We start from the raw sequence: 23,252 nt of genomic DNA, 5'->3' as shown, positions 1-23,252 counted from the left end.
GAGCCAGCGGCGACGAGCGCAGATCAGGCGATCACAATCTCGGCAGGCGAAACGATGCTGGTCTTGCCCCCACGGGACTTGCCGGAACTTAAATATTCGGCAATCGACTCCTGCGTCACCTCCCCCAAAAACACCCGCTCGGCATCCATCACCGGCAACCACGCCCGGTTGAACTCGTACATCCGCGACAACAGGATGCGCAAATGCTCGTCGTACGCGGCCGTTGCGTTGAACTCGCGCAGGTATTGGCCGCAGGTGCCGGTCTGACGGTGCAGGTCGCGACGTCTTACATAACCCAGCGCCTTGTTCTCGGCACAGGTGACCACCACGTAGCGCCGGTCATGCTCATCCATCAACTCCAGCGCCTCGGCCACCGAAGTTTCCGGGCTGACGGATGGCGCGTTGTCCGCCGCATCTTCGGCTTTTACCAGTAGCAGGCGCTTGAGGGTGCTGTCCTGGCCGACGAAGTTACTGACAAAGTCATCCACCGGGTGCGCCAGCAGGGTGTCGGGGTGGTCGATCTGCAGCAACTTGCCGGCGCGGAAGATCGCGATCTTGTCGCCCAGCTTGATCGCCTCGTCAATGTCATGGCTGACCATGATCACCGTCTTGTTCAGCGCCCGCTGCATCTCGAAGAATTCGTTCTGGATCATTTCCCGGTTAATCGGGTCGACCGCGCCGAAGGGTTCGTCCATCAACAACAACGGCGCATCGGCCGCCAGCGCGCGAATCACACCAATGCGCTGTTGCTGGCCTCCGGATAGTTCACGGGGATAGCGATGCAGATACTGCTTGGGCTCCAGCTTGATCATGCTCATCAGTTCGCGGGCGCGGTCGTGGCATTTCTGTTTGTCCCAGCCGAGCAGTTTCGGCACGACCACGATGTTTTCCTCGATGGTCATATTCGGGAACAGGCCGATCTGCTGGATCACATAACCGATGTTGCGCCGCAGGGTCACGGCGTCGAGGTCGGTGGTGTCTTCGCCGTTGATCAGGATCTTGCCCGAGGTGGGTTTGATCAGGCGGTTGATCATCTTCAGCGTGGTGCTTTTGCCGCAGCCCGATGGCCCGAGGAACACGCAGATCTCGCCTTCATTGACGGTCAGGCTCACCGAGTCCACGGCTTTCACGTCCTTGCCGTTGCTTTGGAAAGTCTTGCTGAGGTTTTGAAGTTCGATCATTTGAGCAGTCCTTTTGGAGTCAACGAGCGTTGCAGCATTTGCAGAAACAGGTCGGCGAAGATGGCCAGCACACTGACCAGCACGGCTCCGACGATCAGCATCGACATGTCGCTGCGGCTGATGGAAGCGAGGATGAGTACGCCCAGGCCGCCGGCGCCGATGGTGGCGGCGATGGTCATGACACCGATGTTCATCACCACGGCGGTGCGCACGCCGGCAAGGATCACTGGCACGGCGATGGGCAGTTCAACCATGCGCAGGCGCTGGCCGAAGGTCATGCCGATGCCGCGCGCGGCTTCTCGGATGCCGGGCTCGACGTTGGTCAGGGCCAGGTAGGTGTTGCGCATGATCGGCAGCAGCGAATACAGAAACACGGCGGTGATCGCCGGCATCGGCCCCAGGCCCTGACCGAATTTCGAATAGAACGGCAGCAGCAGACCGAACAGGGCAATCGACGGTACGGTCAGCAGCACCGTGGCGCTGGCTTGCAGCGGGCCGGCGAGCGTCGGGAAGCGCGTCATCAGAATGCCCAGCGGCACGCCGACTGCAATGGCCAGGGTCACGGCGATGCCGACCAGGGTGATGTGCTGCCAGGTCAGGTGCATCACCTGCTGCCAGTCGAGATGGGAAAAGGCGTTCAAGAATTCCATGACTTCTCCTCCTTAATTGAATGGATGCTGGCGCAGGAAATCGGCGGCAACGGCAGAGGGGCTTTCATGGTCGACATCCACCCGCGCATTAAGCTGGCGCATGGTGTCGTCATCGAACAGTTCGGCCAGCGGCTTGAGCTGCCCGGCCAATTCCGGATGAGCATCGAGAAACACCTGACGCACCACCGGGGCGGCGGTGTAGTCCGGGAAGTAATGCTTGTCGTCCTTGAGGAGCTTCAGATTGAAGGCGTTCAAGCGACCGTCGGTGGTGTAGACCAGGCCAGCAAACACCTGGCCGTTGCGCAGCGCGGTGTAGACCAGCCCGGCATCCATCTGGCGAATGTTTTGGCGCGTCAGGTTCATGTCGTATAGCTGCACCATGCCGCCCAGGCCGTCCGAGCGATTGGCGAACTCGGTATCGAGCGCCACCAGATGACGGGTCTTAGCCTCGTCACGCAGCACGTTGTTGAGCTCGCTGATGCTGTTGATCTGCGGGTACTGGTCTGCGACGTTTTTCGGCAGGGCAAGGGCATAGGTGTTGCTGAATTTCGACGGTGTGAGCCAGACCAGGCCTTTTTTCGCGTCGAGTTCTTTCACCCGGGCGTAGGACTGTTCGCTGTCGAGTTTTTCAGTGACATGGTTGTAGGCCACCAGCGACACGCCGGTGTATTCCCAGAGCATGTCCAGTTGCCCGCTTTCATGGGCGCTGCGGGCCAGGTTGCTGCCCAGGCCGCCGGTCACTCGTGCGTCGTAACCCTTGGCGCGCAGGTATTGCGAGGTGATTTCCGCCAGCAGCGTCTGCTCGGTGAACACCCGGGCGCCGATGCGGATCACGGGCCTTTCGACCGCCTGGGCAAATCCTGCGCACAGCAGGACGCAGCCTAATAAAAAGCTTGATGTCTTCATGAGAATTCCTTTGACGAGGCTTACTTTTCAGCGCTTATGACGGACGCAATCCGCGTTCGAGCCAGAGGCGGCTGGCCATTGTCACCAGGGCGTCCAGCAACAGTGCCAGCAACGCCGTGCAGGCGGCGCCGAGCAATAGTTGCGGCTGATTGTTCAAGGCAATGCCGGGGAAAATCAGGCTGCCCAGGCTGTTGGCGCCGATCAGGAACGCCAGCGGCGCTGTCCCGACATTGATTGCCAGCGCCACGCGCACGCCACCGATGATGATCGGCATGGCGTTCGGCAGTTCGACTTTCCACAGCACCTGCCGCGGGGTCATGCCGATGCCGATGGCGGCTTCCTTGAGTGAGCTTTGAACGTTTTTCAGGCCTTCAAAGGTGTTGCGCACGATGGGTAATAACGAGGCGAGGAACAGGGCGAAGATCGCCGGGCCGCTGCCGATTCCGAGCACGCCCAGGGCAATGGCCAGCACCGCCAGCGGCGGAATGGTGTTGCCGATGTTGAAGATCTGCATGAATCGCTCGGCACGCGCGACCCGGGTCGGACGGCTGAGGAAGATGCCGGCGGGGAGGCCCACGACGAGGGCGGCCAGCATGGAAGCGAGGACGAGAAGCAGATGAGCTTGCAGGTAAAACAACAGATCGTCGCGGTAATGTTCGATCGTGTCGATGCCGATCCAGTGGATCAGCAGGGCCAGAAGGGCGATTACCAGCGCGCCTCCTATCAGCCCTTTGCCATGGTGGATAGCCACAGGCGGACTCCTTTTTTCAGTCGGCGAACGCAGTCCCGTGTGGCAGGCCATCATTGGCTGCCGGGCAAGGCGTTCGCGAGAAGCAGCTCAAGCCGAGCGCAATCCCCTGTAGGAGCGAGCATGCTCGCGAAAAACGCCCAGACAACGCGTGCATTCAGATATCCCGCGTTATCGTTAACGTCCATCGCGAGCTTGCTCGCTCCTACAGGGGGAGGCGTACGGCTTTTCGAGCCATGAGCGCAGCCTCGTCAGGCTGACTTGCTGGTGTTTCAGCCCCCGACGAGTGGTCGTTACAGGGGAGTGGACGCCTCCACCTTTTAAAAGGTTCCATAATTGGCAGCGTTTGGCCACCCCGGATGGCCTTCCTGCGGGGCGAACGGTGGTTCGTGGAGGTCGGTTTGCGCTATACTCGCCGCCCTTTTTTTGATCACCGCCAGGCGATTTCCCATGACCAGACAGGCCGCCGAAGTCGCGAAACGCCGCACTTTCGCCATTATTTCCCACCCCGACGCCGGTAAAACCACCATCACCGAAAAGCTCTTGCTGATGGGCAAGGCGATTGCTGTGGCCGGTACGGTGAAATCCCGCAAGTCCGACCGCCATGCCACCTCCGACTGGATGGAAATGGAAAAGCAGCGGGGTATCTCGATTACCACGTCGGTCATGCAGTTCCCGTATCGCGAGCACATGATCAACCTGCTCGACACACCGGGCCACGAAGACTTCTCCGAAGACACCTACCGCACCCTGACCGCGGTGGACTCGGCGTTGATGGTGCTCGACGGCGGTAAGGGTGTAGAGCCACGGACCATCGCCCTGATGGACGTCTGCCGTCTGCGTGACACGCCGATCGTCAGCTTCATCAACAAACTCGACCGTGACATCCGCGACCCGATCGAACTGCTCGACGAAATCGAAGCGGTCCTGAAGATCAAGGCGGCGCCCATCACCTGGCCGATCGGTTGCTACCGTGATTTCAAGGGCGTGTATCACCTCGCCGGCGACTACATCATTGTCTACACCGCCGGTCATGGTCACGAACGCACCGAGACCAAGATCATCGAGAAGCTCGATTCCGACGAGGCGCGCGAGCATCTGGGTGACGAGTACGAGCGTTTCCTCGAACAGCTCGAACTGGTTCAGGGCGCCTGCCACGAGTTCAACCAGCAGGAGTTCATCGACGGTCAGATGACCCCGGTGTTCTTCGGTACCGCGCTGGGCAACTTCGGTGTCGATCACGTACTCGACGCCGTTGTCGACTGGGCACCGCGCCCGCTGCCACGGGTGGCCAACGAGCGCACCGTGGAGCCGGTGGAAGAGAAGTTCTCGGGCTTCATCTTCAAGATCCAGGCGAACATGGACCCCAAGCACCGCGACCGCATCGCCTTCATGCGTATCTGCTCCGGCAAGTACGAAAAAGGCATGAAGATGCGCCACGTGCGGACCGGCAAGGACGTGCGTATCGGCGACGCCCTGACGTTCTTCTCCTCCGAGCGCGAGCAGCTGGAAGAGGCCTACGCGGGCGACATCATCGGCCTGCACAACCACGGCACGATCCAGATCGGCGACACCTTCAGCGAAGGCGAAACCCTGGGCTTCACCGGCATCCCGCACTTCGCCCCGGAACTGTTCCGCCGCGTGCGCCTGAAGGATCCGCTGAAATCCAAGCAACTGCGCCAGGGCCTGCAACAGCTGGCCGAAGAGGGCGCGACCCAGGTGTTCTTCCCCGAGCGCAGCAACGACATCATCCTCGGTGCCGTGGGTGTGCTGCAGTTCGATGTGGTCGCCAGTCGCCTGAAAGAGGAATACAAGGTCGAGTGCTCCTACGAGCCCATCACCGTGTACTCCGCGCGCTGGGTCGATTGCAGCGACAAGAAGAAGCTCGAGGAATTCTCCAACAAGGCCGTGGAAAACCTGGCGCTGGACGGCGGCGGTCACCTGACCTACCTGGCTCCAACGCGGGTCAACCTGGCGCTGATGGAAGAGCGCTGGCCGGACGTGAAATTCCGTGCGACGCGCGAGCATCACTAAGCGCTGAGCTGAAACACCGAAAACCCCGTTGCGAAAGCTGCGGGGTTTTTTATTGCCTGCTCATTCCCCTGTAGGAGCGAGCCTGCTCGCGAAGATCTCAAGCACACCGCGTTTATCCAGACAGTACGCGTCATCGTTAGCGTCCATCGCGAGCAGGCTCGCTCCTACAAGGGCCCATCGGTGTTAGTGGATTTGGGTATAACCCTTATTCAAAACCAGTCTCTGAAACCACCGCATTCCGTCCCTTCGTTAGCGTCCTATCTGGAGAACCCCGCTGTTCGGAACTAGATTTCACTCAGCGCCAGACAGGCCCTCAAGAAAGGAAGGATTCGGCTATGAACAAGTTGCTTCGTGTTTTATTGCTGTTGAAGGTGGTGGTGATGCTGTCCTTCGGGACATCGATGGCCTGGGCTGAATGTGAGAATCACGATACCCAGGCTTCGAGCGGGCAGGTGGGGCAGGGTGGGTTGATGATAGCTGCGTCCGACTCCGAGGCCGGTGACAAGGGGCAGGGTGGCAGCGAGGGCGATGATGACTCGACCACCGACGAGCCAGACTCGGATGATCCTGACGAAGGTGATAGCCAGACGTAGATTTGAGGCAAAAGAAAACCCCTTCTGCCTCGACCGATGCGCAATCGAAATAGAAGGGGGTTGGGTTAACGCATATCCCCTGTAGGAGCGAGCTTGCTCGCGATGGCGTCCTGTCAGTCAGCATGTATACCGACTGACAGATCGCTATCGCGAGCAGGCTCGCTCCTACAGTTTTTTGCTTTTATGCCGCGCCGTCGAGGAACTGCTCGGCGTAGTGGCAAGCCACCTGGCGGCTGTCGAGCTGGCGCAGGGCCGGCTCTTCGCTGCTGCAGCGCTCGGTGGCGTACGGGCAGCGCTTGTGGAACGCGCAGCCCGGTGGCGGGTTCAGCGGGTTGGGCAACTCGCCGACGATCTTGATTTTTGGCTTCGACGGATCCGGGTGGATGGTCGGTGTCGCCGACAGCAGTGCCTGGGTGTACGGGTGCAGGGGACGGGCATAGATGTCGTCCTTCGGACCGATTTCCACCGGGCGACCGAGGTACATCACCATCACGTCATCGGCCACGTGCTGCACCACGGCCAGGTTGTGGGAGATGAACACGTAACCTGTGTTGAACTCCTGCTGCATGTCCATGAACAGGTTGAGCACCTGCGCCTGGATCGACACGTCCAGTGCCGAGGTCGGTTCGTCCGCCACCAGCACTTTCGGTTGCAGCATCATGGCGCGGGCCAGGGCGATCCGTTGGCGCTGACCGCCGGAGAACATGTGCGGATAACGCTGGTAGTGCTCGGGACGCAAGCCGACCTGCTTCATCATCGCCTGGACTTTCTCGCGACGTTCGGCGGCAGACAGGTTGGTGTTGATCAGCAGCGGTTCGGCCAGCTGATCACCGATTTTCTGCCGCGGGTTGAGCGAGGCGTACGGGCTCTGGAACACCATCTGCACGTCTTTGCGCAGTTGTTTGCGCTGGGCCTTGTCGGCGCCGGCCACTTCCTGGCCGGCGATTTTCAGGGAGCCCGAGGACGGCTCTTCGATCAGGGTCAGGGCACGGGCCAGGGTGGATTTGCCGCAGCCCGATTCGCCCACGACCGCGAGGGTCTTGCCGGCTTCGAGTTCGAACGACACGCCGTTGAGGGCGCGCACGGTGGCGTGGCCCTTGAACAGGCCACGGGACACTTCGTAGTGACGGGTCAGGTCGCGGGCGGTAAGTACGACGGCCATTACGCCACCTCCTGGTTCAGCGGGTAGAAGCAGCGGGCGAGGCTGTTGCTTTTCGGGTCAAGGGTTGGACGCTGCGCGCGGCAGTTGTCCTGCACGTACGGGCAGCGCGGCGACAGCAGGCAGCCCTGTGGACGGTCGTAACGGCCCGGCACGATGCCCGGCAGGGTCGACAGGCGCGAGGCACCCAGGCTGTGTTCCGGAATCGCCTTGAGTAGCGCTTCGCTGTACGGATGCGCCGGGATGTCGAACAGTTGCGGCACCTGGCCGACTTCCACCGCTTGACCGGCATACATCACGCACACGCGCTGGGCGGTTTCGGCCACGACGGCGAGGTCGTGGGTGATCAGCACCAGGCCCATGTTCTGCTCTTTCTGCAGGGCCAGCAGCAGATCCATGATCTGCGCCTGGATGGTCACGTCCAGTGCGGTGGTCGGTTCGTCGGCGATCAGCAGTTTCGGTTCGCCGGCAATCGCCATGGCGATCGCGACACGCTGGCTCATACCACCGGACAGTTGATGCGGGTAGGCGTCCATACGGCTGGCCGCGCCCGGGATTTCAACTTTCTGCAGCAACTCGATGGCGCGCTGGCGAGCGGCCTTGCCGGACAGTTTCAGGTGCAGGCGCAGCACTTCCTCGATCTGGAAGCCCACGGTGTAGCTCGGGTTCAGCGCGGTCATCGGGTCCTGGAACACCATGGCCAGGTCTTTACCGACGATCTGCCGGCGCTGACGGTTGCTGAGCTTGAGCATGTCCTTGCCGTCAAAGCTGAGCGAGTCGGCGGTGACGATCCCCGGGTGCTCGATCAGGCCCATCAGCGCCATCATGGTTACGGACTTGCCGGAACCGGACTCGCCAACGATGGCCAGTACTTCGCCCTTGTCCACCTTCAGGTCGAGGCCGTCGACTACCGGTGTGGCGTTCTTGTCGCCGAAGCGAACGTTGAGATTCTTGATTTCTAGCAGTGACATTGGAATCTCCTCAGGCGGCGTTCTTGAGTTTCGGGTCCAGCGCGTCGCGCAGGCCGTCACCCATCAAGTTGATTGCCAGCACGCTGAGCAAAATGGTCAAACCAGGCAGGCTGACTACCCACCAGGCGCGTTCGATGTAGTCGCGAGCCGAGGCCAGCATGGTGCCCCACTCAGGGGTTGGCGGTTGTACGCCAAGGCCGAGGAAGCCCAGGGCGGCGGCATCGAGAATCGCCGAGGAGAAGCTTAAGGTTGCCTGAACGATCAGCGGCGCCATGCAGTTAGGCAGCACGGTCACGAACATCAGGCGCGGCAGGCCGGCACCGGCCAGGCGCGCAGCGGTCACGTAGTCGCGGTTCAGCTCGCCCATCACCGCGGCGCGGGTCAGACGAACGTAGGACGGCAGCGATACCACGGCGATGGCGATCACGGTGTTGATCAGGCCTGGGCCGAGGATGGCGACGATCGCCACGGCCAGCAGCAGCGATGGCAGGGCCAGCATGATGTCCATCAGACGCATGATGGTCGGGCCGATCATTTTCGGGAAGAAACCGGCGAACAGGCCCAGCAGGATGCCCGGGATCAGCGACATCACCACCGACGACAGACCGATCAGCAGCGACAGGCGCGAACCCTGGATCAGGCGCGAAAGCAGATCGCGACCCAGTTCATCGGTGCCCAGCAGGAACTGCAGTTGCCCGCCTTCCAGCCAGGCTGGCGGGGTCAGCAGGAAGTCGCGGTACTGCTCGCTCGGGTCATGGGGGGCAACCCACGGGGCGAAGATGGCGCAGAAAATTACCAGCAGCATGAACAGCAGGCCGGCGACGGCGCCCTTGTTCTTGGCAAACGCTTGCCAGAATTCCTTGTACGGCGATGGGTACAGCAGGCTTTGATCCGCGGCGGCTGCGGCGGTGGCTACTGAGGAAGTTGGAGTGCTCATGAATATTGACCTCAGCGCTGATGACGGATGCGTGGGTTGGCAAAGCCGTAGAGGATGTCCACTACGAAGTTGACCAGAATCACCAGGCAGGCGATTAACAGGATGCCGTTTTGTACGACTGGATAGTCACGGGCGCCGATGGCTTCGATCAGCCATTTGCCGATGCCCGGCCAGGAGAAGATGGTTTCGGTCAGGACCGCACCGGCCAGCAGGGTGCCGACTTGCAGGCCGACCACGGTCAGTACCGGAATCAGCGCGTTGCGCAGGCCGTGCACGAATACCACGCGTGCTGGCGACAGGCCTTTGGCCTTGGCGGTACGGATGTAATCCTCGCGCAGCACTTCGAGCATCGAGGAGCGGGTCATCCGGGCGATGACCGCCAGCGGAATGGTGCCCAGGACGATGGCCGGCAGGATCAGGTGGTGCAGGGCATCGGCGAACGCACCTGGCTCGTCAGCCAGCAGCGTATCGATGAGCATGAAGCCGGTGCGCGGCTCGATGTCGTACAGAAGGTCGATCCGCCCGGATACCGGGGTCCAGCCAAGGGACACCGAGAAGAACATGATCAGGATCAGGCCCCACCAGAAGATCGGCATCGAGTATCCCGCCAGGGAGACGCCCATCACCCCGTGGTCGAACAGGGATCCTCGCTTGAGTGCCGCAATCACCCCGGCCAGCAGGCCCAGGATGCCGGCGAACAGCAGCGCGGCCATGGACAGTTCCAGGGTCGCGGGGAATAGGGAGGTGAACTCGGTCCAGACGCTTTCACGGGTACGCAGGGATTCTCCCAGATCGCCGTGGGCCAGTTTGCCGACGTAATCCAGGTACTGGACGTACAGCGGCTTGTTCAGACCAAGGCGTTCCATTGCCTGAGCGTGCATTTCGGGGTCGACCCGACGTTCTCCCATCATGACTTCCACGGGGTCGCCAGGGATCATGCGAATCAACGCGAAAGTCAGCAACGTGATGCCGAAGAACGTGGGGATCAGTAACCCCAGTCGGCGGGCAATAAAACTAAACATCGTGTGGTGTACCTCATCAGCCGGTTAGGCGTGCCCGGCAGGCCTGGGATCAGGCATGCCGGGAGTTTTCTTATTTACTTCACCTGGGTGGTGGCGAAGTTATTCGTGGTGAGGGGGCTAATGTGATAGCCCTCTACGTTGTTGCGCATTGCGGTGAACATTCTAGTGTGCGCCATGCTGATCCATGGCTGGTCCTGGTTAAAAATAACCTGAGCCTGTTCGTACAACGCTGCACGTTCGGCCGGGTCGGTTTTTTCCCGGGCCTGGTCGATCAGGGCCTGGAATTTATCATTGCACCAGCGTGCGTAGTTTTCGCCGTTCTTGGCCGCTTCGCAACTGAGCATAGGCGTCAGGAAGTTATCCGGGTCACCGTTATCGCCCGCCCATCCGGCAGAAACCATATCGTGCTCGCCGTTTTTCGCGCGTTTGAGCATTTCGCCCCATTCCATCACGCGGATGTCGATCTTGATACCGACCTTGGCCAGGTCGGCTTGCATCATCTGCGCGCCGAGCATCGGGTTCGGGTTGGTCGGGCCGCCACCATTGCGGGTGAACAGGGTGAAGGTGGTGCCTTCCGGTACACCGGCTTCCTTGAGCAGGGCACGGGCCTTGTCCAGGTCGCGAGCCGGGTTCTTCAGGCTGTGGTTGTAGCCCAGCAGGGTGTCCGGGAACGGGTTGACGCCCACGGTGGCATTGCCTTTGCCGAACAGCGCGTTGACATAGGCCTCTTTGTCGAAGGCGATGTCGATGGCTTTGCGCACGCGCACGTCACTCATGTACTTGTGCTGGGTGTTCATGGCGATGTACGAAACGGTCATGGCATTGAGCTCATCGACCTTCAGTTTCTGGTCTTTCTTGATGCTCGGGATGTCATCCGGTTTCGGGTACAGCGCGACCTGGCACTCGTTGGCCTTGAGCTTTTGCAGGCGCACGTTGTTGTCGGTGGCGATGGCCAGGATCAGCGATTCAGCCGGTGGCTTGCCACGGAAGTAGTCCGGGTTGGCCTTGAAGCGTACCTGGGCGTCCTTGTTGTAGCGCTGGAAGACGAACGGGCCGGTGCCGACCGGCTTGTTGTTCAGGTCGCCGGTCTTGTTGGCCTTGAGCAACTGGTCGGCGTACTCGGCGGAGTAGATCGAGGAGAACGCCATGGCGATGTCGGCCAGGAATGGCGCTTCCTGGCGGGTCAGAGTGAACTTGACCGTGTTGTCGTCGACTTTCTCGACGCTTTTGAGCAGTTCCTTGAAGCCCATGCTTTCAAAGTACGGGAAGCCCACGCTCGAGAGTTTGTGCCATGGGTGGTTCGGGTCCAGCTGGCGCTGGAAGCTCCAGACCACGTCGTCGGCATTCATGTCGCGGGTCGGCTTGAAGTATTCGGTGGTGTGAAACTTGACGCCTTTGCGCAGGTGGAAGGTGTAGCTCAGGCCGTCTTCGCTGATGTCCCAGGATTCGGCCAGTGCCGGAATCACCTCGGTGGTGCCGGGCTTGAAGTCAGCCAGGCGATTGAAAATGGTCTCGGCCACCGCATCGGCTGTGACTGCAGTGGTGTACTGGACCATGTCGAAGCCTTCGGGGCTGGCCTCGGTGCAAACCACCAGGGGTTTGGCCGATACGCCAACCGCGACACTCAGCAAGGCGGCCGCGATGGCCGCACGTAGGGGAAGCATTTTCATCAAGAACCCTCTGCAATCGGTTAAAGGACAAAAGCCGGAAGGCCGATTCTTCGTGGAATCAGCCGCCCGGCCGGTGCATTACAGAATGTTGAACGGAACGGTGGTCACGAGACGGAACTCGTTGATGCTGCCGTCAGCCTGGTTTTCGCTGGCACGGTGAGCGGTGTAGGTCGCGCGAACGGTAGTGGCCTTGAGCGGGCCGCTCTGTACGGCGTAGGAAGCACCGATGCCGTATTCGTAGTGGTGTTCGCCGTCCATCGCCTTCACGTCGGAGTAGCCGGTGCTGTTGTAGTGAGTACCGTCGATACCCCAGCCGCGAGCCTGGTAGATGTTGAACTTCAGGCCTGGCACGCCGTATTCGGCCATGTTCAGGCCGTAGGCGACCTGGAAGGACTTCTCGTTCGGGCCGTTGAAGTCCGACAGCAGGGAGTTGGCCAGGTAGATGCCGTTGGTTTCGTGCAGGTAGTCGAAGTACTCGTTACCGTTCACTTCCTGGTAGGAGAAGGTCAGGGTGTGAGCCTGGTGAGTCAGGCCGAACGACAGCGAGTAGGTGTCGTTGTCGATTTCGCCCAGCAGCTTTTTGCCTTCGTCGACGGTCTTGTAGTAGTTCAGGCCGGTGGTCAGGCTCAGGACCGAACTGTCACCCAGCACGTGGGTGGCGCCGAAGTAGTACTGGTTCCACAGGTCTTCGGCCTGGGTGCCCCAGAGGCTGGTGGTCAGGCTGGCGAATGGCTGGTAAGTGATACCGGCAGTGTTCACGTGATCGGCTTCGGCATTGATGTTGCCGTACTCGGAGCGGAACTTGCTCAGGCTTTCTTCGGTACGCGGCGATACGCGGTCGAACGTGGCCAGGTCGAACTGCAGGTTGTTCAGCTCTTCGCTGTGGATCGCGACACCTTCAAAGCTCGATGGCAGGGCACGGTTGCCGATGACATCGACCTGCGGGCTGCTGAAGTTCATGCGGCCGGCGGTCAGGGTGGTGTTGGAAACGCGAGCCTTCACGTTGGCCAGGCCCAGCTTGCTCCACTGGCCTTGAGCGTCGCCGCCTTCCTTGGTCAGGGTACGGTTGTTGCCCGCGCCTGGACGAGTGCCTGGTGCGCCGCCATTGTTGGAGGCCAGGTTCTCGCGATCACGTTCCAGGGCAATGGCGTTGTAGGCTGCCACTTCGGTGCTGAAACCGACAGTGCCTTCGGTGAAGCCCGAGTTGTACTTGACGATGGTGCCTTGAACCCAGTTGATACGGCGGTCGGTCGGAGTCGATACGCCGTCTTTCCGGTAGGCGAATTTGCCGCCGCGCTTCAGTTGTTCGTTGGCGTACCAGTTGCGGGTCGTGCCGCTGATCGACTGACCTTCGAGGAAGCCAGTGGCTTCGGCCTGGGCGCTTTTCTCATTCACGGTAACCGGGGTGTACGCCTGGCTTTGAGTCTCAGCGTAAGCCGTTGCGGTTACGCTGCTGATGGCCAGGGCCAGTATCGCGGTGCTGCTCAGTTTCATGGGTGAAGCTCCTTACTTTCTTTTTTTAATGCCGGTCTTATTGGGTGATCCGGCTATTTGCTTTGGAACTCATTGACGCCTTGCAAACGTTTGCTTTATGCCGGATTGGCGAATTTCGGCAATGCGCTTGCGTGAGGGCGCAATGCGCCCCCAGCGTTTTGGCTACACGGTTTTGTTATTTTTCGATGCTGACACCCGAGAACACGTTGCGACCGAACGGGCTGACCTTGAACCCTTCGATTTTGGCGCTCAACGGCTGGTTGACCGTCGAGTGGGCGACTGGCGTGATCGGTACCTGCTGCTTGAGATACTGCTGCGCCTGTTTGTAGAGCTGGGTGCGTTGCTCGCGATCGGTCACGACCTTGGCCTGCTTGATCAGCTTGTCGTAAGCCGGATCGCACCACATGGAGTAGTTGTTGCCACCGATGGCGTCGCAGCTGTAGAGCGTGCCGAGCCAGTTGTCCGGGTCACCGTTGTCACCGGTCCAGCCGATCAGGCTGATGTCGTGCTCGCCGTTCTTGGTGCGCTTGATGTACTCACCCCACTCGTAGCTGACGATCTTCACCTTCAGGCCGATCTTCGCCCAGTCCGCCTGGAGCATTTCGGCCATCAACTTGGCATTGGGGTTGTACGGACGCTGTACGGGCATGGCCCACAGGGTAATTTCGGTGCCTTCCTTCACGCCGGCAGCCTTGAGCAGTTCCCTGGCCTTTTCAGGGTTGTAGGCGGCGTCCTTGATGGTTTCGTCATAGGACCACTGGGTTGGCGGCATGGCGTTGACCGCCAGTTGGCCAGCACCCTGGTAAACGGCGTTGAGAATGCCTTGCTTGTTCACCGCCATGTCCAGCGCCTGGCGCACTTCGAGCTGGTCGAATGGTTTGTGGCGCACGTTGTAGGCGATGTAGCCCAGGTTGAAACCGGGTTTCTCGATCAATTGCAGTGCGGGGTCGTTCTTCAGCGCGGTCACGTCGGCGGGACGCGGGTGCAGGGTGATCTGGCACTCATCGGCCTTGAGTTTCTGCACACGCACCGAGGCGTCGGTGTTGATGGCGAAAATCAGGTTGTCGAGCTTCACGCGGCTCGGGTCCCAGTAGTGCTTGTTGCCGGTGTAACGGATGTTGGAGTCTTTCTGGTAGCTCTTGAACACGAACGGCCCGGTGCCGATCGGCTTCTGGTTGATATCGCTCGGCTTGCCCTCGGCCAGCAGCTTGTCGGCGTACTCGGCGGAGAGAATGGCGGCGAAACTCATGGCGATATTCTGGATGAACGCGGCGTCCACGCTATTGAGCGTCATGACCACGGTCAGCGGCCCGGTCTTTTCGACCTTGGCGATGTTCTTGTTCAGGCTCATGCCGTTGAAATACGGGAATTCGGTCGGGTAAGCCTTACGGAAAGGTTGTTGCGGATCGAGCATGCGATTGAACGTGAACAGCACGTCATCGGCATTGAAATCGCGGGTCGGTGTGAAGTACTTGGTTGTATGAAACTTCACCCCCGGACGCAGGTGAAAGGTGTACTTGAGGCCGTCCTCGGAAATATCCCAACTGGTCGCCAGGCCAGGTACGACATTGGTCGCGCCCTTTTCAAACTCTGCCAGGCGGTTGTACAGCGGCTCGGCGGCGTCGTTATCGGTCGCGGTCGTGTACTGCGCCGTATCGAAACCGGCGGGACTGCCTTCGGAGCAGAACACCAGGCTGTTATTGGCGGCCTGGCTCATGGATGTGGCGGCCAACAGGCCGGTGCCCAGCAATGCGGATAAAACCAAGGTATGGCGCATGACGCTCCCTCTGTTCAGTGTTTTGGCAATGAGCCGTCGTCCCGTCCGGGGACGTGGAGGCTTCATTGGTTTCCAGCCATGACGTACAGCAAAAGTAACCGATGACCCACGCATGAACTGGTCGGATCCTGACGGTATGAACCGTAGGTCCGGCAGTAAATGCGTAAAGTCCGAAAGACTTGTGGGAAAAGTCAACGCGTCCTAGCGTTCTGCTGTAGGCAGCAGACGATTTAGATGTAGGCGGTTTCCTGCTTTCTCGGTAGATAAAGCAACGGCGACGTCGGAAACGTCGCCGTTGCAATAACTTACTTGCTGACGCTGACGCCGTAGAAGGAGTTCAAGCCAAACGGGCTGATCTTGAAGTCCTGTACTTCGGCACGCATCGGTTGGAACACCGTCGAGTGAGCGATAGGTGTGTATGGAACAGCATCTTTGAGGACGTGTTGCGCCTGCTTGTACAGTTCGGTGCGCTTGGCCTGGTCCGAGGTGCGCTTGGCTTGCTTGACGAGGTCGTCAAACTTCTTGTCGCACCACTTGGAGAAGTTGTTGCCATCCAGCGAGTCGCAACCGAACAGCACGTTCAGCCAGTTATCGGGGTCACCATTGTCGCCGCTCCAGCCAATCAGCATGCCTTGCTGTTCGCCACCCTTGGCGCGCTTGATGTATTCGCCCCATTCGTAGCTCTGGATCTTGACGTTCAGGCCGATCTTCTTCCAGTCGGACTGCAACATCTCAGCCATCAGCTTGGCGTTCGGGTTGTATGGACGCTGTACAGGCATGGCCCACAGAACGATCTCGGTGCCTTCTTTCACGCCAGCTTCCTTGAGCAGCTCCTTGGCTTTCTCAGGGTCGTACTTGGCATCTTTGATAGTGGTGTCGTAGGACCACTGGGTCGGAGGCATGGCGTTGACGGCCAGTTGGCCGGCGCCCTGATAAACCGATTCGATGATCTGTGGCTTGTTGACCGCCATATCCAGCGCTTGACGCACTTTCAGGTCGGCCAGCGGGTTTGGAGTGGTTTGACCCTTGAGCTGCGGCATCACGTTGTAGGCGATGTAACCCAGGTTGAAACCTGCCTGGTCAGGCAGTTTCAGGGCCTTGTCTTCGCGCAGCGCCTTCAGGTCGGCCGGGCGAGGGAACAGGGTGATCTGGCACTCGTTCTTCTTCAGCTTCTGAATACGTACCGACGGGTCGGTGGTGATGGCGAAGATCAGGTTGTCGACCTTGACGTCGTCAGGCTTCCAGTAGTCCTTGTTCCCGGTGTAGCGGATGTTGGAGTCTTTCTGGTAGCTCTTGAACACGAACGGGCCAGTACCGATCGGCTTCTGGTTGATGTCGGCAGCCTTGCCTTCCTTGAGCAGTTGGGCAGCGTACTCGGCGGACTGGACCGAGGCGAAACTCATGGCCATGTTCTGGATGAACGCGGCATCAACGTCCTTGAGGGTGAACTTGACAGTCTTGTCGTCGACCTTCTCGATCTTGGTGATGTTGGTGTCCATCCCCATGTCGGTGAAGTACGGGAATTCGGTTGGGTACGCCTTACGGAACGGGTCATCCTTGTTAATCATGCGATTAAAGGTGAACAGCACGTCGTCGGCGTTGAACTCACGAGTCGGCTTGAAATACGGGGTGGTGTGGAACTTGACGCCTTCACGCAGGTGGAAGGTGTAAGTCAGGCCGTCAGCGGAGACGTCCCAGCTGGTCGCCAGGCCAGGAATAACGGCGGTGCCGCCACGCTCGAACTGAGTCAGGCGGTTGAACATGGTTTCTGCAGAGGCGTCGAAGTCGGTTCCGGTGGTGTATTGACCTGGATCGAAACCGGCCGGGCTCCCTTCGGAGCAGAACACCAGGTTAGTCGCAGCTTGAGCGAACGGCGCGCTAGCCAACAGGCTGGCGCCGACTAAAAACGGAATGACCGCTTGTTTGAGCATGGTGGCCTCATGATTTGTTGTCATTTTTTGATTTTGAGGACGACCTCGTGAGTCGTGCCTGCGGATACTTATGCAGGGGCCATACCCAATGCAAGATGCGATGCGTTTATAAGCCTTAAACGGTGGCACGAACGTACCTTAATGTCGCATTTGTGTAATTTTTGACGCATTTAACCGTTTGCGAGGCATTTTTGCAGTGCATTTCGTGCACTTTTATGGTGCATTCAAGCCTTGGGTTGCCCGTGGACGGGGCGAGGGTGTTACCTATTTAAACCCGGTCCTGTGGGGCTGAATGGGAGTGGTTATTGTTGCACCGCAATTGCGCTTTGGCCGTTGGTTGTACCAAGTGCAACTGATGTCGTTTTTTTAAGGGTTACCTGCCCGTCCCGGCATTGAGCATAGATGCTGTTTGCAGAAAAAAAGGCGATCACCGGTGGGTGATTGCCTTTTTTTTGCTTGCCGGTTACCGAATCAAGGCATCAGCACTTCAATCGAACCGTCGGCCGTCATGGTCACCTGGCTGGTGCCGGCTTCAACTTCCGGGGTCACCGGGGCGGCATCCATGCTGGCGGCTTTCATCATCATCGGTGCGCGCATGTAGGGTTGCGGGAAGCCGTTGCTGTTGAAGTTCAGGTTGACGATTTTGTAGCCCTTGCCACCCAGGGCGTCGGTGGCCAGTTGGGCGCGGGCCTTGAATGCGGTCACGGCTTCCTTGAGCAGGGTGTCTTCGCTGGCCTTGCGGGTTGGCGTGGCGATGGCGAAGTCCATGCCACCCATTTTCAGGTCAGTCAGCAGTTCACCGGTCAGCTTCGACAAGGCAGCAAAATCGGTGCTTTCCAGGCGCAGTTCGGCGCGCTCACGCCAGCCGGTGATTTTCTGGCCCTTGGCGTCGTAGATCGGGTAGCTGTTGCGGCTGCCCTGGCGCAGGGTGATGTCCTTGACCTGCTTGGCCTGGGCCAGAGCCTTGTTCATGGTGGTGCTGACGTCGGCGGCGAGTTTGGCCGGGTCGGTGTTCTGCTCTTCCGTGTAGAGCGTCACGATCATCAGGTCGCGAGCCACTTCCTGGCTGACTTCGGCGCGCAGGGAAATCTGGTTGTAATGAAGTTCGTCGGCGGCCAGGGCCGGGAGGCTGGCGACGGTGCCAACGCTCAGGGCGAGAAGGGCGGCGCTGCGGCGGAATGTGTGCATGAAGGCTCCTAAGGTGGTGCGCAGGCAATGGTCCGGGCCTGCGTGAAACCATCAGACTCTAGCTTTAATGATCGGGTTCGCACAGTTACAACTTCTATACAGATGCAGGGCAGGTGACCCTGTGGCGAGGGAGCTTGCTCCCGCTGGACTGCGAAGCAGTCCCCAGTCATTCACTGAAATGAAGCAGGAACATTTTGCACACCGATTTCGCGACTGCTGCGCAGCCGAGCGGGAGCAAGCTCCCTCGCCACATGGGAACTGCTTGATAGATAGGCTGTGGCGGTTTGCCGCACTTTTGCCTGTCAGCCTCCGTGCTTGGTTATACTCCCTGCGATCCGCCTGGAGCGCTCATCAGGAGAGCTCATGCTCGCCCCCGTTCAAATCACATCCGCCACTCGCCAGAACCTCTGGCGGCTGACATTCATCCGCACCCTGGTACTGGCCGCCCAGGCCGGCTCGGTGGGCCTGGCCTACTGGCTCGAACTGCTGCCATTGCCCTGGTTTCAACTGGCCGCAACCCTGGGTTGTTCGATGCTGCTCTGTGCGTTCACGGCGATTCGCCTGCGCACCACTTGGCCGGTCACCGAACTCGAGTACGCCGTGCAACTGGCCTGCGACCTGTTTATCCACAGTGCCTTGCTGTACTTCTCCGGCGGCTCGACCAACCCTTTCGTTTCCTATTACCTGGTACCGCTGACCATCGCCGCGGTGACGCTGCCGTGGCGCTATTCGGTGATTCTGTCCGGCATCGCGCTGACGATGTACACCTTGCTGCTGGCGCGCTTCTATCCACTGCAAACCTTCCCGATCGCCCGGGAAAACCTGCAGGTCTACGGGATGTGGCTGAGCTTTGCCCTGGCGGCGGCAGTGATCACTTTCTTCGCCGCGCGCATGGCTGAAGAGTTGCGTCGCCAGGAAGAACTGCGCGCCATTCGCCGCGAAGAAGGCCTGCGCGATCAGCAATTGCTGGCCGTCGCGACCCAGGCGGCCGGCGCCGCCCACGAGCTGGGCACGCCACTGGCGACCATGAGCGTGCTGCTCAAGGAGATGCGTCAGGACCATCACGACCCGATGTTGCAGGACGACCTCAGCGTGCTGCAGGATCAGGTCAAGCTCTGCAAGGAGACCTTGCAGCAGCTGGTGCGGGCGGCGGAGGCCAATCGTCGCCTGGCGGTGGAGATGCAGGATGTCACCGACTGGCTCGACGAAGCGCTCAATCGCTGGCACCTGATGCGCCCCGAAGCCAGTTATCGCTTCCAGCGCCTGGGCCAGGGCACGGTGCCGCGCATGGCGCCGCCACCGGACCTGACCCAGGCCCTGCTGAATCTGCTGAATAACGCCGCCGACGCCTGCCCCGAAGGGCTGCAGGTGACCCTGGACTGGAATGCCGAGGACTTGACCATCAGCATCCGCGACCACGGTGCCGGTGTGCCGCTGGCCATTGCCGAGCAGATCGGCAAGCCGTTTTTTACCACCAAGGGCAAAGGCTTCGGCCTGGGCCTGTTTTTGAGCAAGGCCAGCGTGACACGCGCCGGCGGCTCAGTGAAACTCTATAGTCATGAGGAAGGCGGCACGCTCACCGAGCTGCGCCTGCCCCACGGCGCCCGAGGAGACGAACATGAGTGACGACATCCAGGTTGAAGGCGAAGAGCTGCCGCATTTGCTGCTGGTCGACGACGATGCGACCTTTACCCGGGTCATGGCCCGCGCCATGGCTCGCCGCGGCTTTCGCGTCAGCACCGCCAGTTCCGCCGAAGAAGGCTTGACCCTGGCCCAGAGCGACCTGCCGGACTATGCCGCGCTGGACCTGAAAATGGATGGCGATTCGGGCCTGGTGCTGTTACCCAAGCTGCTGGAAATGGACCCGGAAATGCGCGTGGTGATCCTCACCGGCTATTCGAGCATTGCCACCGCCGTGGAAGCGATCAAGCGCGGCGCCTGCAACTACCTGTGCAAACCGGCCGACGCCGACGACGTGCTGGCCGCGCTGCTGTCCGAGCACGCCGATCTCGACAGCCTGGTGCCGGAAAACCCGATGTCCGTGGACCGCTTGCAGTGGGAACACATTCAGCGCGTGCTGACCGAGCACGAAGGCAATATTTCCGCCACCGCCCGCGCCCTGGGCATGCACCGCCGAACGCTGCAGCGCAAACTGCAGAAGCGTCCCGTTCGTCGCTGAACCTGCGCTGAACAGATGCGGGTCGTTCCTCGCGACAATCCGAACCGATCATCTATGATCGGTTCGTGCCTGTACTTTTCCTTATCGAGCCTTATCCATGAATCAGAACGCTGAATATTCCGCGGTCAACGATGCTGTGCGCGGGCAGTTTTTTCGCAAGGTCTGGGCGATCATCACGCCTTACTGGCGCAGCGAAGAGAAGGGCAAGGCCTGGACGTTGCTGATCGCGGTGATCGCGCTGTCGCTGTTCAGCGTGGCGATCTCGGTGTGGATCAACAGTTGGTACAAGGATTTCTACAACGCCTTGCAGCAGAAGGACGAAGCGGCGTTCTGGCAGCTGATCCTGTACTTCTGCGGTATTGCCACCGTGGCGATTCTCGGTGCGGTGTATCGGCTTTACCTGACCCAGATGCTGACGATTCGCTGGCGGGCCTGGCTCACGGAAAAGCACTTTGCTCGCTGGCTGGCGGACAAAAACTATTACCAGCTGGAGCAGGGTGGGTACACCGATAACCCGGACCAGCGGATTTCCGAAGATCTCAACAATTTCACCTCCGACACCCTGAGTCTGGGCATTGGATTGCTGCGCAACATCGTCAGCCTCGTGTCTTTCTCGATCATCCTCTGGGGCGTGTCTGGCAGCATCGAACTGTTCGGTATCACCATTCCTGGCTACATGTTCTGGGGTGTTCTGCTTTATGCACTGGTGGGCAGCTGGCTGACCCATCTGATCGGTCGTCGCTTGATCGGCTTGAACAACCGGCAACAACGCTTCGAGGCTGACCTGCGTTTCTCCATGGTGCGGATTCGCGAGAATGCCGAGAGCATTGCGTTGTACAACGGCGAGCCGAATGAAAATCGCCGCCTGAACAATCGTTTCTCAATGGTCTGGCACAACTTCTGGGACATCATGAGGGTGTCCAAGCGTCTGACCTTCTTCACTTCCGGTTATGAACAGGCGGCGGTGATCTTCCCCTTCATGCTGGCAGCGCCGCGTTATCTGGCTGGCAAGATCGAACTGGGCGAGCTGATGCAGATCAGTTCGGCATTCGGCAATGTTCAGGACAATTTCAGCTGGTTCATCAGCGCTTACCAAAACCTCGCTTCGTGGCGCGCTACCTGCGATCGTCTGCTGAGCTTCCGCCAGGCCATGACTGACAATGAGCAACGGGCACCGGCCATTGATGTGCAGAACCAGGGCGATGCATTGAAGGTGCATAACCTGGGTCTGGACCTCGCCGATGGGCGTCATCTGCTGACCAATGCCGACATGACCGTGGAGGAGGGCGAGCGCGTCATGCTCAGCGGTCGTTCCGGCAGTGGCAAGTCGACCCTGCTGCGGGCCATGGGGCATCTGTGGCCGGCGGGGCATGGCAGCATTCGCCTGCCGGCGGCGCGTTACCTGTTCCTGCCGCAAAAACCTTACTTGCCGATCGGCACCCTGCGCGAAGCGCTGAGTTATCCACAGCCCGGTGATACCTACACGAACGAGCGCTATGCGCACGTCCTGGAAACCTGCCGTTTGCCGCATCTGGTAGGGCGGCTGGACGAGGCCAATCACTGGCAGCGCATGCTCTCGCCGGGTGAGCAGCAACGTCTGGCCTTCGCTCGTGCGCTGTTGTACGCACCGCAATGGCTGTACATGGACGAAGCGACCTCGGCGATGGATGAGGAAGACGAAGCGTCGCTGTATCAGGCGCTGATCGACGAGCTGCCAGGGTTGAGCATTGTCAGCGTCGGCCACCGCAGCAGCCTCAAGCGCTTCCACCCACGGCACGTCCGAATCGACAACGGCCATCTGGTGGATCAGGCCGTGACTGCATAATCACCACTGCCCTTTGTAGGAGCGAGCTTGCTCGCGATGGACTTGAAAGTGCCGCGTTGATTCAGAAATCACGCGTTATCGGCAGCCTCCATCGCGAGCAAGCTCGCTCCTACAGGGGGCGGTGGTGATCGTACAACCGCGTTGAGCTATCATGCGGTTTCAGCCGAATTTTTCGAGACAGATGTACACCATGGAAAACCCGAACGACGCACCACGCCTCCCTCGCAAGCGCCGCAGCCTCGCGCAGGAACTGGTGACGGTGTTGTCCGAGCAGATCCGCGACGGTCACCTCAAGCGTGGCGACAAGTTACCCACCGAGTCGGCGATCATGGATGCCCATGGCGTCAGCCGCACCGTGGTGCGCGAAGCGATTTCCCGATTGCAGGCGGCCGGTCAGGTGGAAACCCGCCATGGCATCGGCACCTTCGTGCTCGACACGCCGAGCCCGAGCGGCTTCCGCATCGACCCGGCCACCGTGGTCACGCTGCGTGATGTGCTGGCCGTTCTGGAATTGCGCATCAGCCTCGAAACCGAGTCCGCCGGCCTGGCCGCGCAACGCCGCACCCCCGAACAGCTTGGCCTGATGCGCGCGGCACTGGATGCGCTGAACGAAAGTGTCGCCCACGCCAGCGATGCCGTGGCTTCGGACTTCCAGTTCCACCTGCAGATTGCCTTGGCGACAGGCAACCGCTATTTCACCGACATCATGACCCACCTGGGCACCAGCATCATCCCGCGTACCCGTCTCAACTCGGCGCGCCTGGCCCATGACGATCAGCAGCACTACATGAATCGCCTGAGCCGCGAGCACGAAGAAATCTACGAGGCCATCGCCCGCCAGGACTCCGATGCCGCCCGTGCCGCGATGCGCCTGCACCTGACCAACAGTCGTGAGCGGTTGCGTCATGCCCATGAAGAGGCTGAGGCGCAGCGGGGCTGAGTTTCTGGTTCGGGTAGTCCATTGCCTGTCAGTCCCTCTTCGCGAGC

Annotated in this window: 19 protein-coding genes; 6 read left to right on the top strand and 13 right to left on the bottom strand. The window is 60.2% G+C overall.

The window, feature by feature from the left end; translation table 11 throughout:
- Nucleotides 1–23 precede the first annotated feature (23 nt).
- Genes ABTV29_RS27200 through ABTV29_RS27185 form a run of 4 tightly spaced genes read right to left on the bottom strand, consistent with a single transcriptional unit; the run spans nucleotide 24 to nucleotide 3,488 of the window.
- Nucleotides 24–1,181 carry an osmoprotectant ABC transporter ATP-binding protein OsmV gene (locus tag ABTV29_RS27200; RefSeq protein ID WP_433767648.1) on the bottom strand — a complete coding sequence of 386 codons (1,158 nt, stop codon included), beginning with the start codon at nucleotides 1,179–1,181 and terminating at the stop codon, nucleotides 24–26.
- Nucleotides 1,178–1,831, bottom strand: a complete 654-nt coding sequence (locus ABTV29_RS27195; RefSeq protein ID WP_433767647.1) for an ABC transporter permease — start codon at nucleotides 1,829–1,831, stop codon at nucleotides 1,178–1,180. Before ABTV29_RS27195 ends, ABTV29_RS27200 begins: the two co-directional genes overlap by 4 nt.
- Nucleotides 1,832–1,843: 12 nt before the next feature.
- Nucleotides 1,844–2,737 carry a glycine betaine ABC transporter substrate-binding protein gene (locus tag ABTV29_RS27190; protein ID WP_433767646.1) on the bottom strand — a complete coding sequence of 298 codons (894 nt, stop codon included), beginning with the start codon at nucleotides 2,735–2,737 and terminating at the stop codon, nucleotides 1,844–1,846.
- A 34-nt stretch (nucleotides 2,738–2,771) separates the two neighbouring features.
- Nucleotides 2,772–3,488, bottom strand: a complete 717-nt coding sequence (locus ABTV29_RS27185; protein ID WP_433767645.1) for an ABC transporter permease — start codon at nucleotides 3,486–3,488, stop codon at nucleotides 2,772–2,774.
- A 447-nt stretch (nucleotides 3,489–3,935) separates the two neighbouring features.
- Between ABTV29_RS27185 and ABTV29_RS27180 the strand changes: the two genes are divergently transcribed.
- Nucleotides 3,936–5,519: a peptide chain release factor 3 gene (locus ABTV29_RS27180; RefSeq protein WP_433767644.1), complete on the top strand. Its 1,584-nt coding sequence runs from the start codon at nucleotides 3,936–3,938 to the stop codon at nucleotides 5,517–5,519.
- Nucleotides 5,520–5,854: 335 nt separating this feature from the next.
- The gene (locus tag ABTV29_RS27175) at nucleotides 5,855–6,112 is read left to right on the top strand and encodes a hypothetical protein (RefSeq protein WP_433767643.1); all 258 of its coding nucleotides are present in this window, start codon (nucleotides 5,855–5,857) and stop codon (nucleotides 6,110–6,112) included.
- 181 nt (nucleotides 6,113–6,293) lie between these two features.
- Here the strand turns inward: ABTV29_RS27175 and ABTV29_RS27170 are convergent, their stop codons facing one another.
- The 9 genes from ABTV29_RS27170 to ABTV29_RS27130 form a co-directional block, all read right to left on the bottom strand.
- Nucleotides 6,294–7,274 carry a peptide ABC transporter ATP-binding protein gene (locus ABTV29_RS27170; protein ID WP_433767641.1) on the bottom strand — a complete coding sequence of 327 codons (981 nt, stop codon included), beginning with the start codon at nucleotides 7,272–7,274 and terminating at the stop codon, nucleotides 6,294–6,296.
- Nucleotides 7,274–8,242, bottom strand: a complete 969-nt coding sequence (locus tag ABTV29_RS27165; protein WP_433767640.1) for an ABC transporter ATP-binding protein — start codon at nucleotides 8,240–8,242, stop codon at nucleotides 7,274–7,276. The genes ABTV29_RS27170 and ABTV29_RS27165 overlap by 1 nt, the downstream gene beginning before the upstream one ends.
- 10 nt (nucleotides 8,243–8,252) lie before the next feature.
- Nucleotides 8,253–9,179 (bottom strand): ABC transporter permease subunit, encoded by a 927-nt coding sequence (locus tag ABTV29_RS27160; protein ID WP_433767639.1) that lies wholly within the window; start codon nucleotides 9,177–9,179, stop codon nucleotides 8,253–8,255.
- An 11-nt stretch (nucleotides 9,180–9,190) separates the two neighbouring features.
- A complete protein-coding gene (locus ABTV29_RS27155) occupies nucleotides 9,191–10,201 on the bottom strand; it encodes an ABC transporter permease subunit (RefSeq protein WP_110966326.1) in 1,011 nt (336 codons plus the stop codon).
- A gap of 74 nt (nucleotides 10,202–10,275) precedes the next feature.
- A complete protein-coding gene (locus ABTV29_RS27150; protein WP_433767637.1) occupies nucleotides 10,276–11,871 on the bottom strand; it encodes an ABC transporter substrate-binding protein in 1,596 nt (531 codons plus the stop codon).
- A 78-nt stretch (nucleotides 11,872–11,949) separates the two neighbouring features.
- Nucleotides 11,950–13,365: an OprD family porin gene (locus ABTV29_RS27145; RefSeq protein ID WP_433767636.1), complete on the bottom strand. Its 1,416-nt coding sequence runs from the start codon at nucleotides 13,363–13,365 to the stop codon at nucleotides 11,950–11,952.
- A 175-nt stretch (nucleotides 13,366–13,540) separates the two neighbouring features.
- Nucleotides 13,541–15,142: an ABC transporter substrate-binding protein gene (locus ABTV29_RS27140; protein WP_433767635.1), complete on the bottom strand. Its 1,602-nt coding sequence runs from the start codon at nucleotides 15,140–15,142 to the stop codon at nucleotides 13,541–13,543.
- A 305-nt stretch (nucleotides 15,143–15,447) separates the two neighbouring features.
- Nucleotides 15,448–17,073, bottom strand: a complete 1,626-nt coding sequence (locus ABTV29_RS27135) for an ABC transporter substrate-binding protein (protein WP_433767634.1) — start codon at nucleotides 17,071–17,073, stop codon at nucleotides 15,448–15,450.
- Between the two features lie 471 nt (nucleotides 17,074–17,544).
- Nucleotides 17,545–18,261 (bottom strand): SIMPL domain-containing protein, encoded by a 717-nt coding sequence (locus ABTV29_RS27130; RefSeq protein ID WP_433767633.1) that lies wholly within the window; start codon nucleotides 18,259–18,261, stop codon nucleotides 17,545–17,547.
- A gap of 363 nt (nucleotides 18,262–18,624) precedes the next feature.
- On the opposite strand from ABTV29_RS27130, the gene ABTV29_RS27125 reads away from it, so the two are divergent.
- From ABTV29_RS27125 to ABTV29_RS27110, 4 genes are all read left to right on the top strand, one after another.
- Nucleotides 18,625–19,887 carry an ATP-binding protein gene (locus ABTV29_RS27125; RefSeq protein WP_433767632.1) on the top strand — a complete coding sequence of 421 codons (1,263 nt, stop codon included), beginning with the start codon at nucleotides 18,625–18,627 and terminating at the stop codon, nucleotides 19,885–19,887.
- Nucleotides 19,880–20,440, top strand: a complete 561-nt coding sequence (locus ABTV29_RS27120; RefSeq protein WP_433767631.1) for a response regulator transcription factor — start codon at nucleotides 19,880–19,882, stop codon at nucleotides 20,438–20,440. Before ABTV29_RS27125 ends, ABTV29_RS27120 begins: the two co-directional genes overlap by 8 nt.
- A gap of 97 nt (nucleotides 20,441–20,537) precedes the next feature.
- Nucleotides 20,538–22,265, top strand: coding sequence for an ABC transporter ATP-binding protein/permease (locus ABTV29_RS27115; RefSeq protein WP_433767629.1), 1,728 nt, complete (start codon nucleotides 20,538–20,540; stop codon nucleotides 22,263–22,265).
- Between the two features lie 190 nt (nucleotides 22,266–22,455).
- Nucleotides 22,456–23,205: a FadR/GntR family transcriptional regulator gene (locus ABTV29_RS27110; protein WP_433738668.1), complete on the top strand. Its 750-nt coding sequence runs from the start codon at nucleotides 22,456–22,458 to the stop codon at nucleotides 23,203–23,205.
- Nucleotides 23,206–23,252: the final 47 nt, after the last annotated feature.

It is taken from the genome of Pseudomonas putida, from assembly GCF_050989985.1.
Lineage (GTDB): Bacteria > Pseudomonadota > Gammaproteobacteria > Pseudomonadales > Pseudomonadaceae > Aquipseudomonas > Aquipseudomonas putida_AI.
Note: the sequence above shows the minus strand (reverse complement) of the source record. Positions and strands in the feature narration are given on the sequence as shown.

Excerpts from the sequence above, each read along its gene's own strand:
- ABTV29_RS27200 (WP_433767648.1), bottom strand. The coding sequence starts at position 1,181 with ATGATCGAACTTCAAAACCTCAGCAAGACTTTCCAAAGCAACGGCAAG.
- ABTV29_RS27195 (WP_433767647.1), bottom strand. The coding sequence starts at position 1,831 with ATGGAATTCTTGAACGCCTTTTCCCATCTCGACTGGCAGCAGGTGATG.
- ABTV29_RS27190 (WP_433767646.1), bottom strand. The coding sequence starts at position 2,737 with ATGAAGACATCAAGCTTTTTATTAGGCTGCGTCCTGCTGTGCGCAGGA.
- ABTV29_RS27180 (WP_433767644.1), top strand. The coding sequence starts at position 3,936 with ATGACCAGACAGGCCGCCGAAGTCGCGAAACGCCGCACTTTCGCCATT.
- ABTV29_RS27175 (WP_433767643.1), top strand. The coding sequence starts at position 5,855 with ATGAACAAGTTGCTTCGTGTTTTATTGCTGTTGAAGGTGGTGGTGATG.
- ABTV29_RS27170 (WP_433767641.1), bottom strand. The coding sequence starts at position 7,274 with ATGGCCGTCGTACTTACCGCCCGCGACCTGACCCGTCACTACGAAGTG.
- ABTV29_RS27165 (WP_433767640.1), bottom strand. The coding sequence starts at position 8,242 with ATGTCACTGCTAGAAATCAAGAATCTCAACGTTCGCTTCGGCGACAAG.
- ABTV29_RS27160 (WP_433767639.1), bottom strand. The coding sequence starts at position 9,179 with ATGAGCACTCCAACTTCCTCAGTAGCCACCGCCGCAGCCGCCGCGGAT.
- ABTV29_RS27155 (WP_110966326.1), bottom strand. The coding sequence starts at position 10,201 with ATGTTTAGTTTTATTGCCCGCCGACTGGGGTTACTGATCCCCACGTTC.
- ABTV29_RS27150 (WP_433767637.1), bottom strand. The coding sequence starts at position 11,871 with ATGAAAATGCTTCCCCTACGTGCGGCCATCGCGGCCGCCTTGCTGAGT.
- ABTV29_RS27145 (WP_433767636.1), bottom strand. The coding sequence starts at position 13,365 with ATGAAACTGAGCAGCACCGCGATACTGGCCCTGGCCATCAGCAGCGTA.
- ABTV29_RS27140 (WP_433767635.1), bottom strand. The coding sequence starts at position 15,142 with ATGCGCCATACCTTGGTTTTATCCGCATTGCTGGGCACCGGCCTGTTG.
- ABTV29_RS27135 (WP_433767634.1), bottom strand. The coding sequence starts at position 17,073 with ATGCTCAAACAAGCGGTCATTCCGTTTTTAGTCGGCGCCAGCCTGTTG.
- ABTV29_RS27130 (WP_433767633.1), bottom strand. The coding sequence starts at position 18,261 with ATGCACACATTCCGCCGCAGCGCCGCCCTTCTCGCCCTGAGCGTTGGC.
- ABTV29_RS27125 (WP_433767632.1), top strand. The coding sequence starts at position 18,625 with ATGCTCGCCCCCGTTCAAATCACATCCGCCACTCGCCAGAACCTCTGG.
- ABTV29_RS27120 (WP_433767631.1), top strand. The coding sequence starts at position 19,880 with ATGAGTGACGACATCCAGGTTGAAGGCGAAGAGCTGCCGCATTTGCTG.
- ABTV29_RS27115 (WP_433767629.1), top strand. The coding sequence starts at position 20,538 with ATGAATCAGAACGCTGAATATTCCGCGGTCAACGATGCTGTGCGCGGG.
- ABTV29_RS27110 (WP_433738668.1), top strand. The coding sequence starts at position 22,456 with ATGGAAAACCCGAACGACGCACCACGCCTCCCTCGCAAGCGCCGCAGC.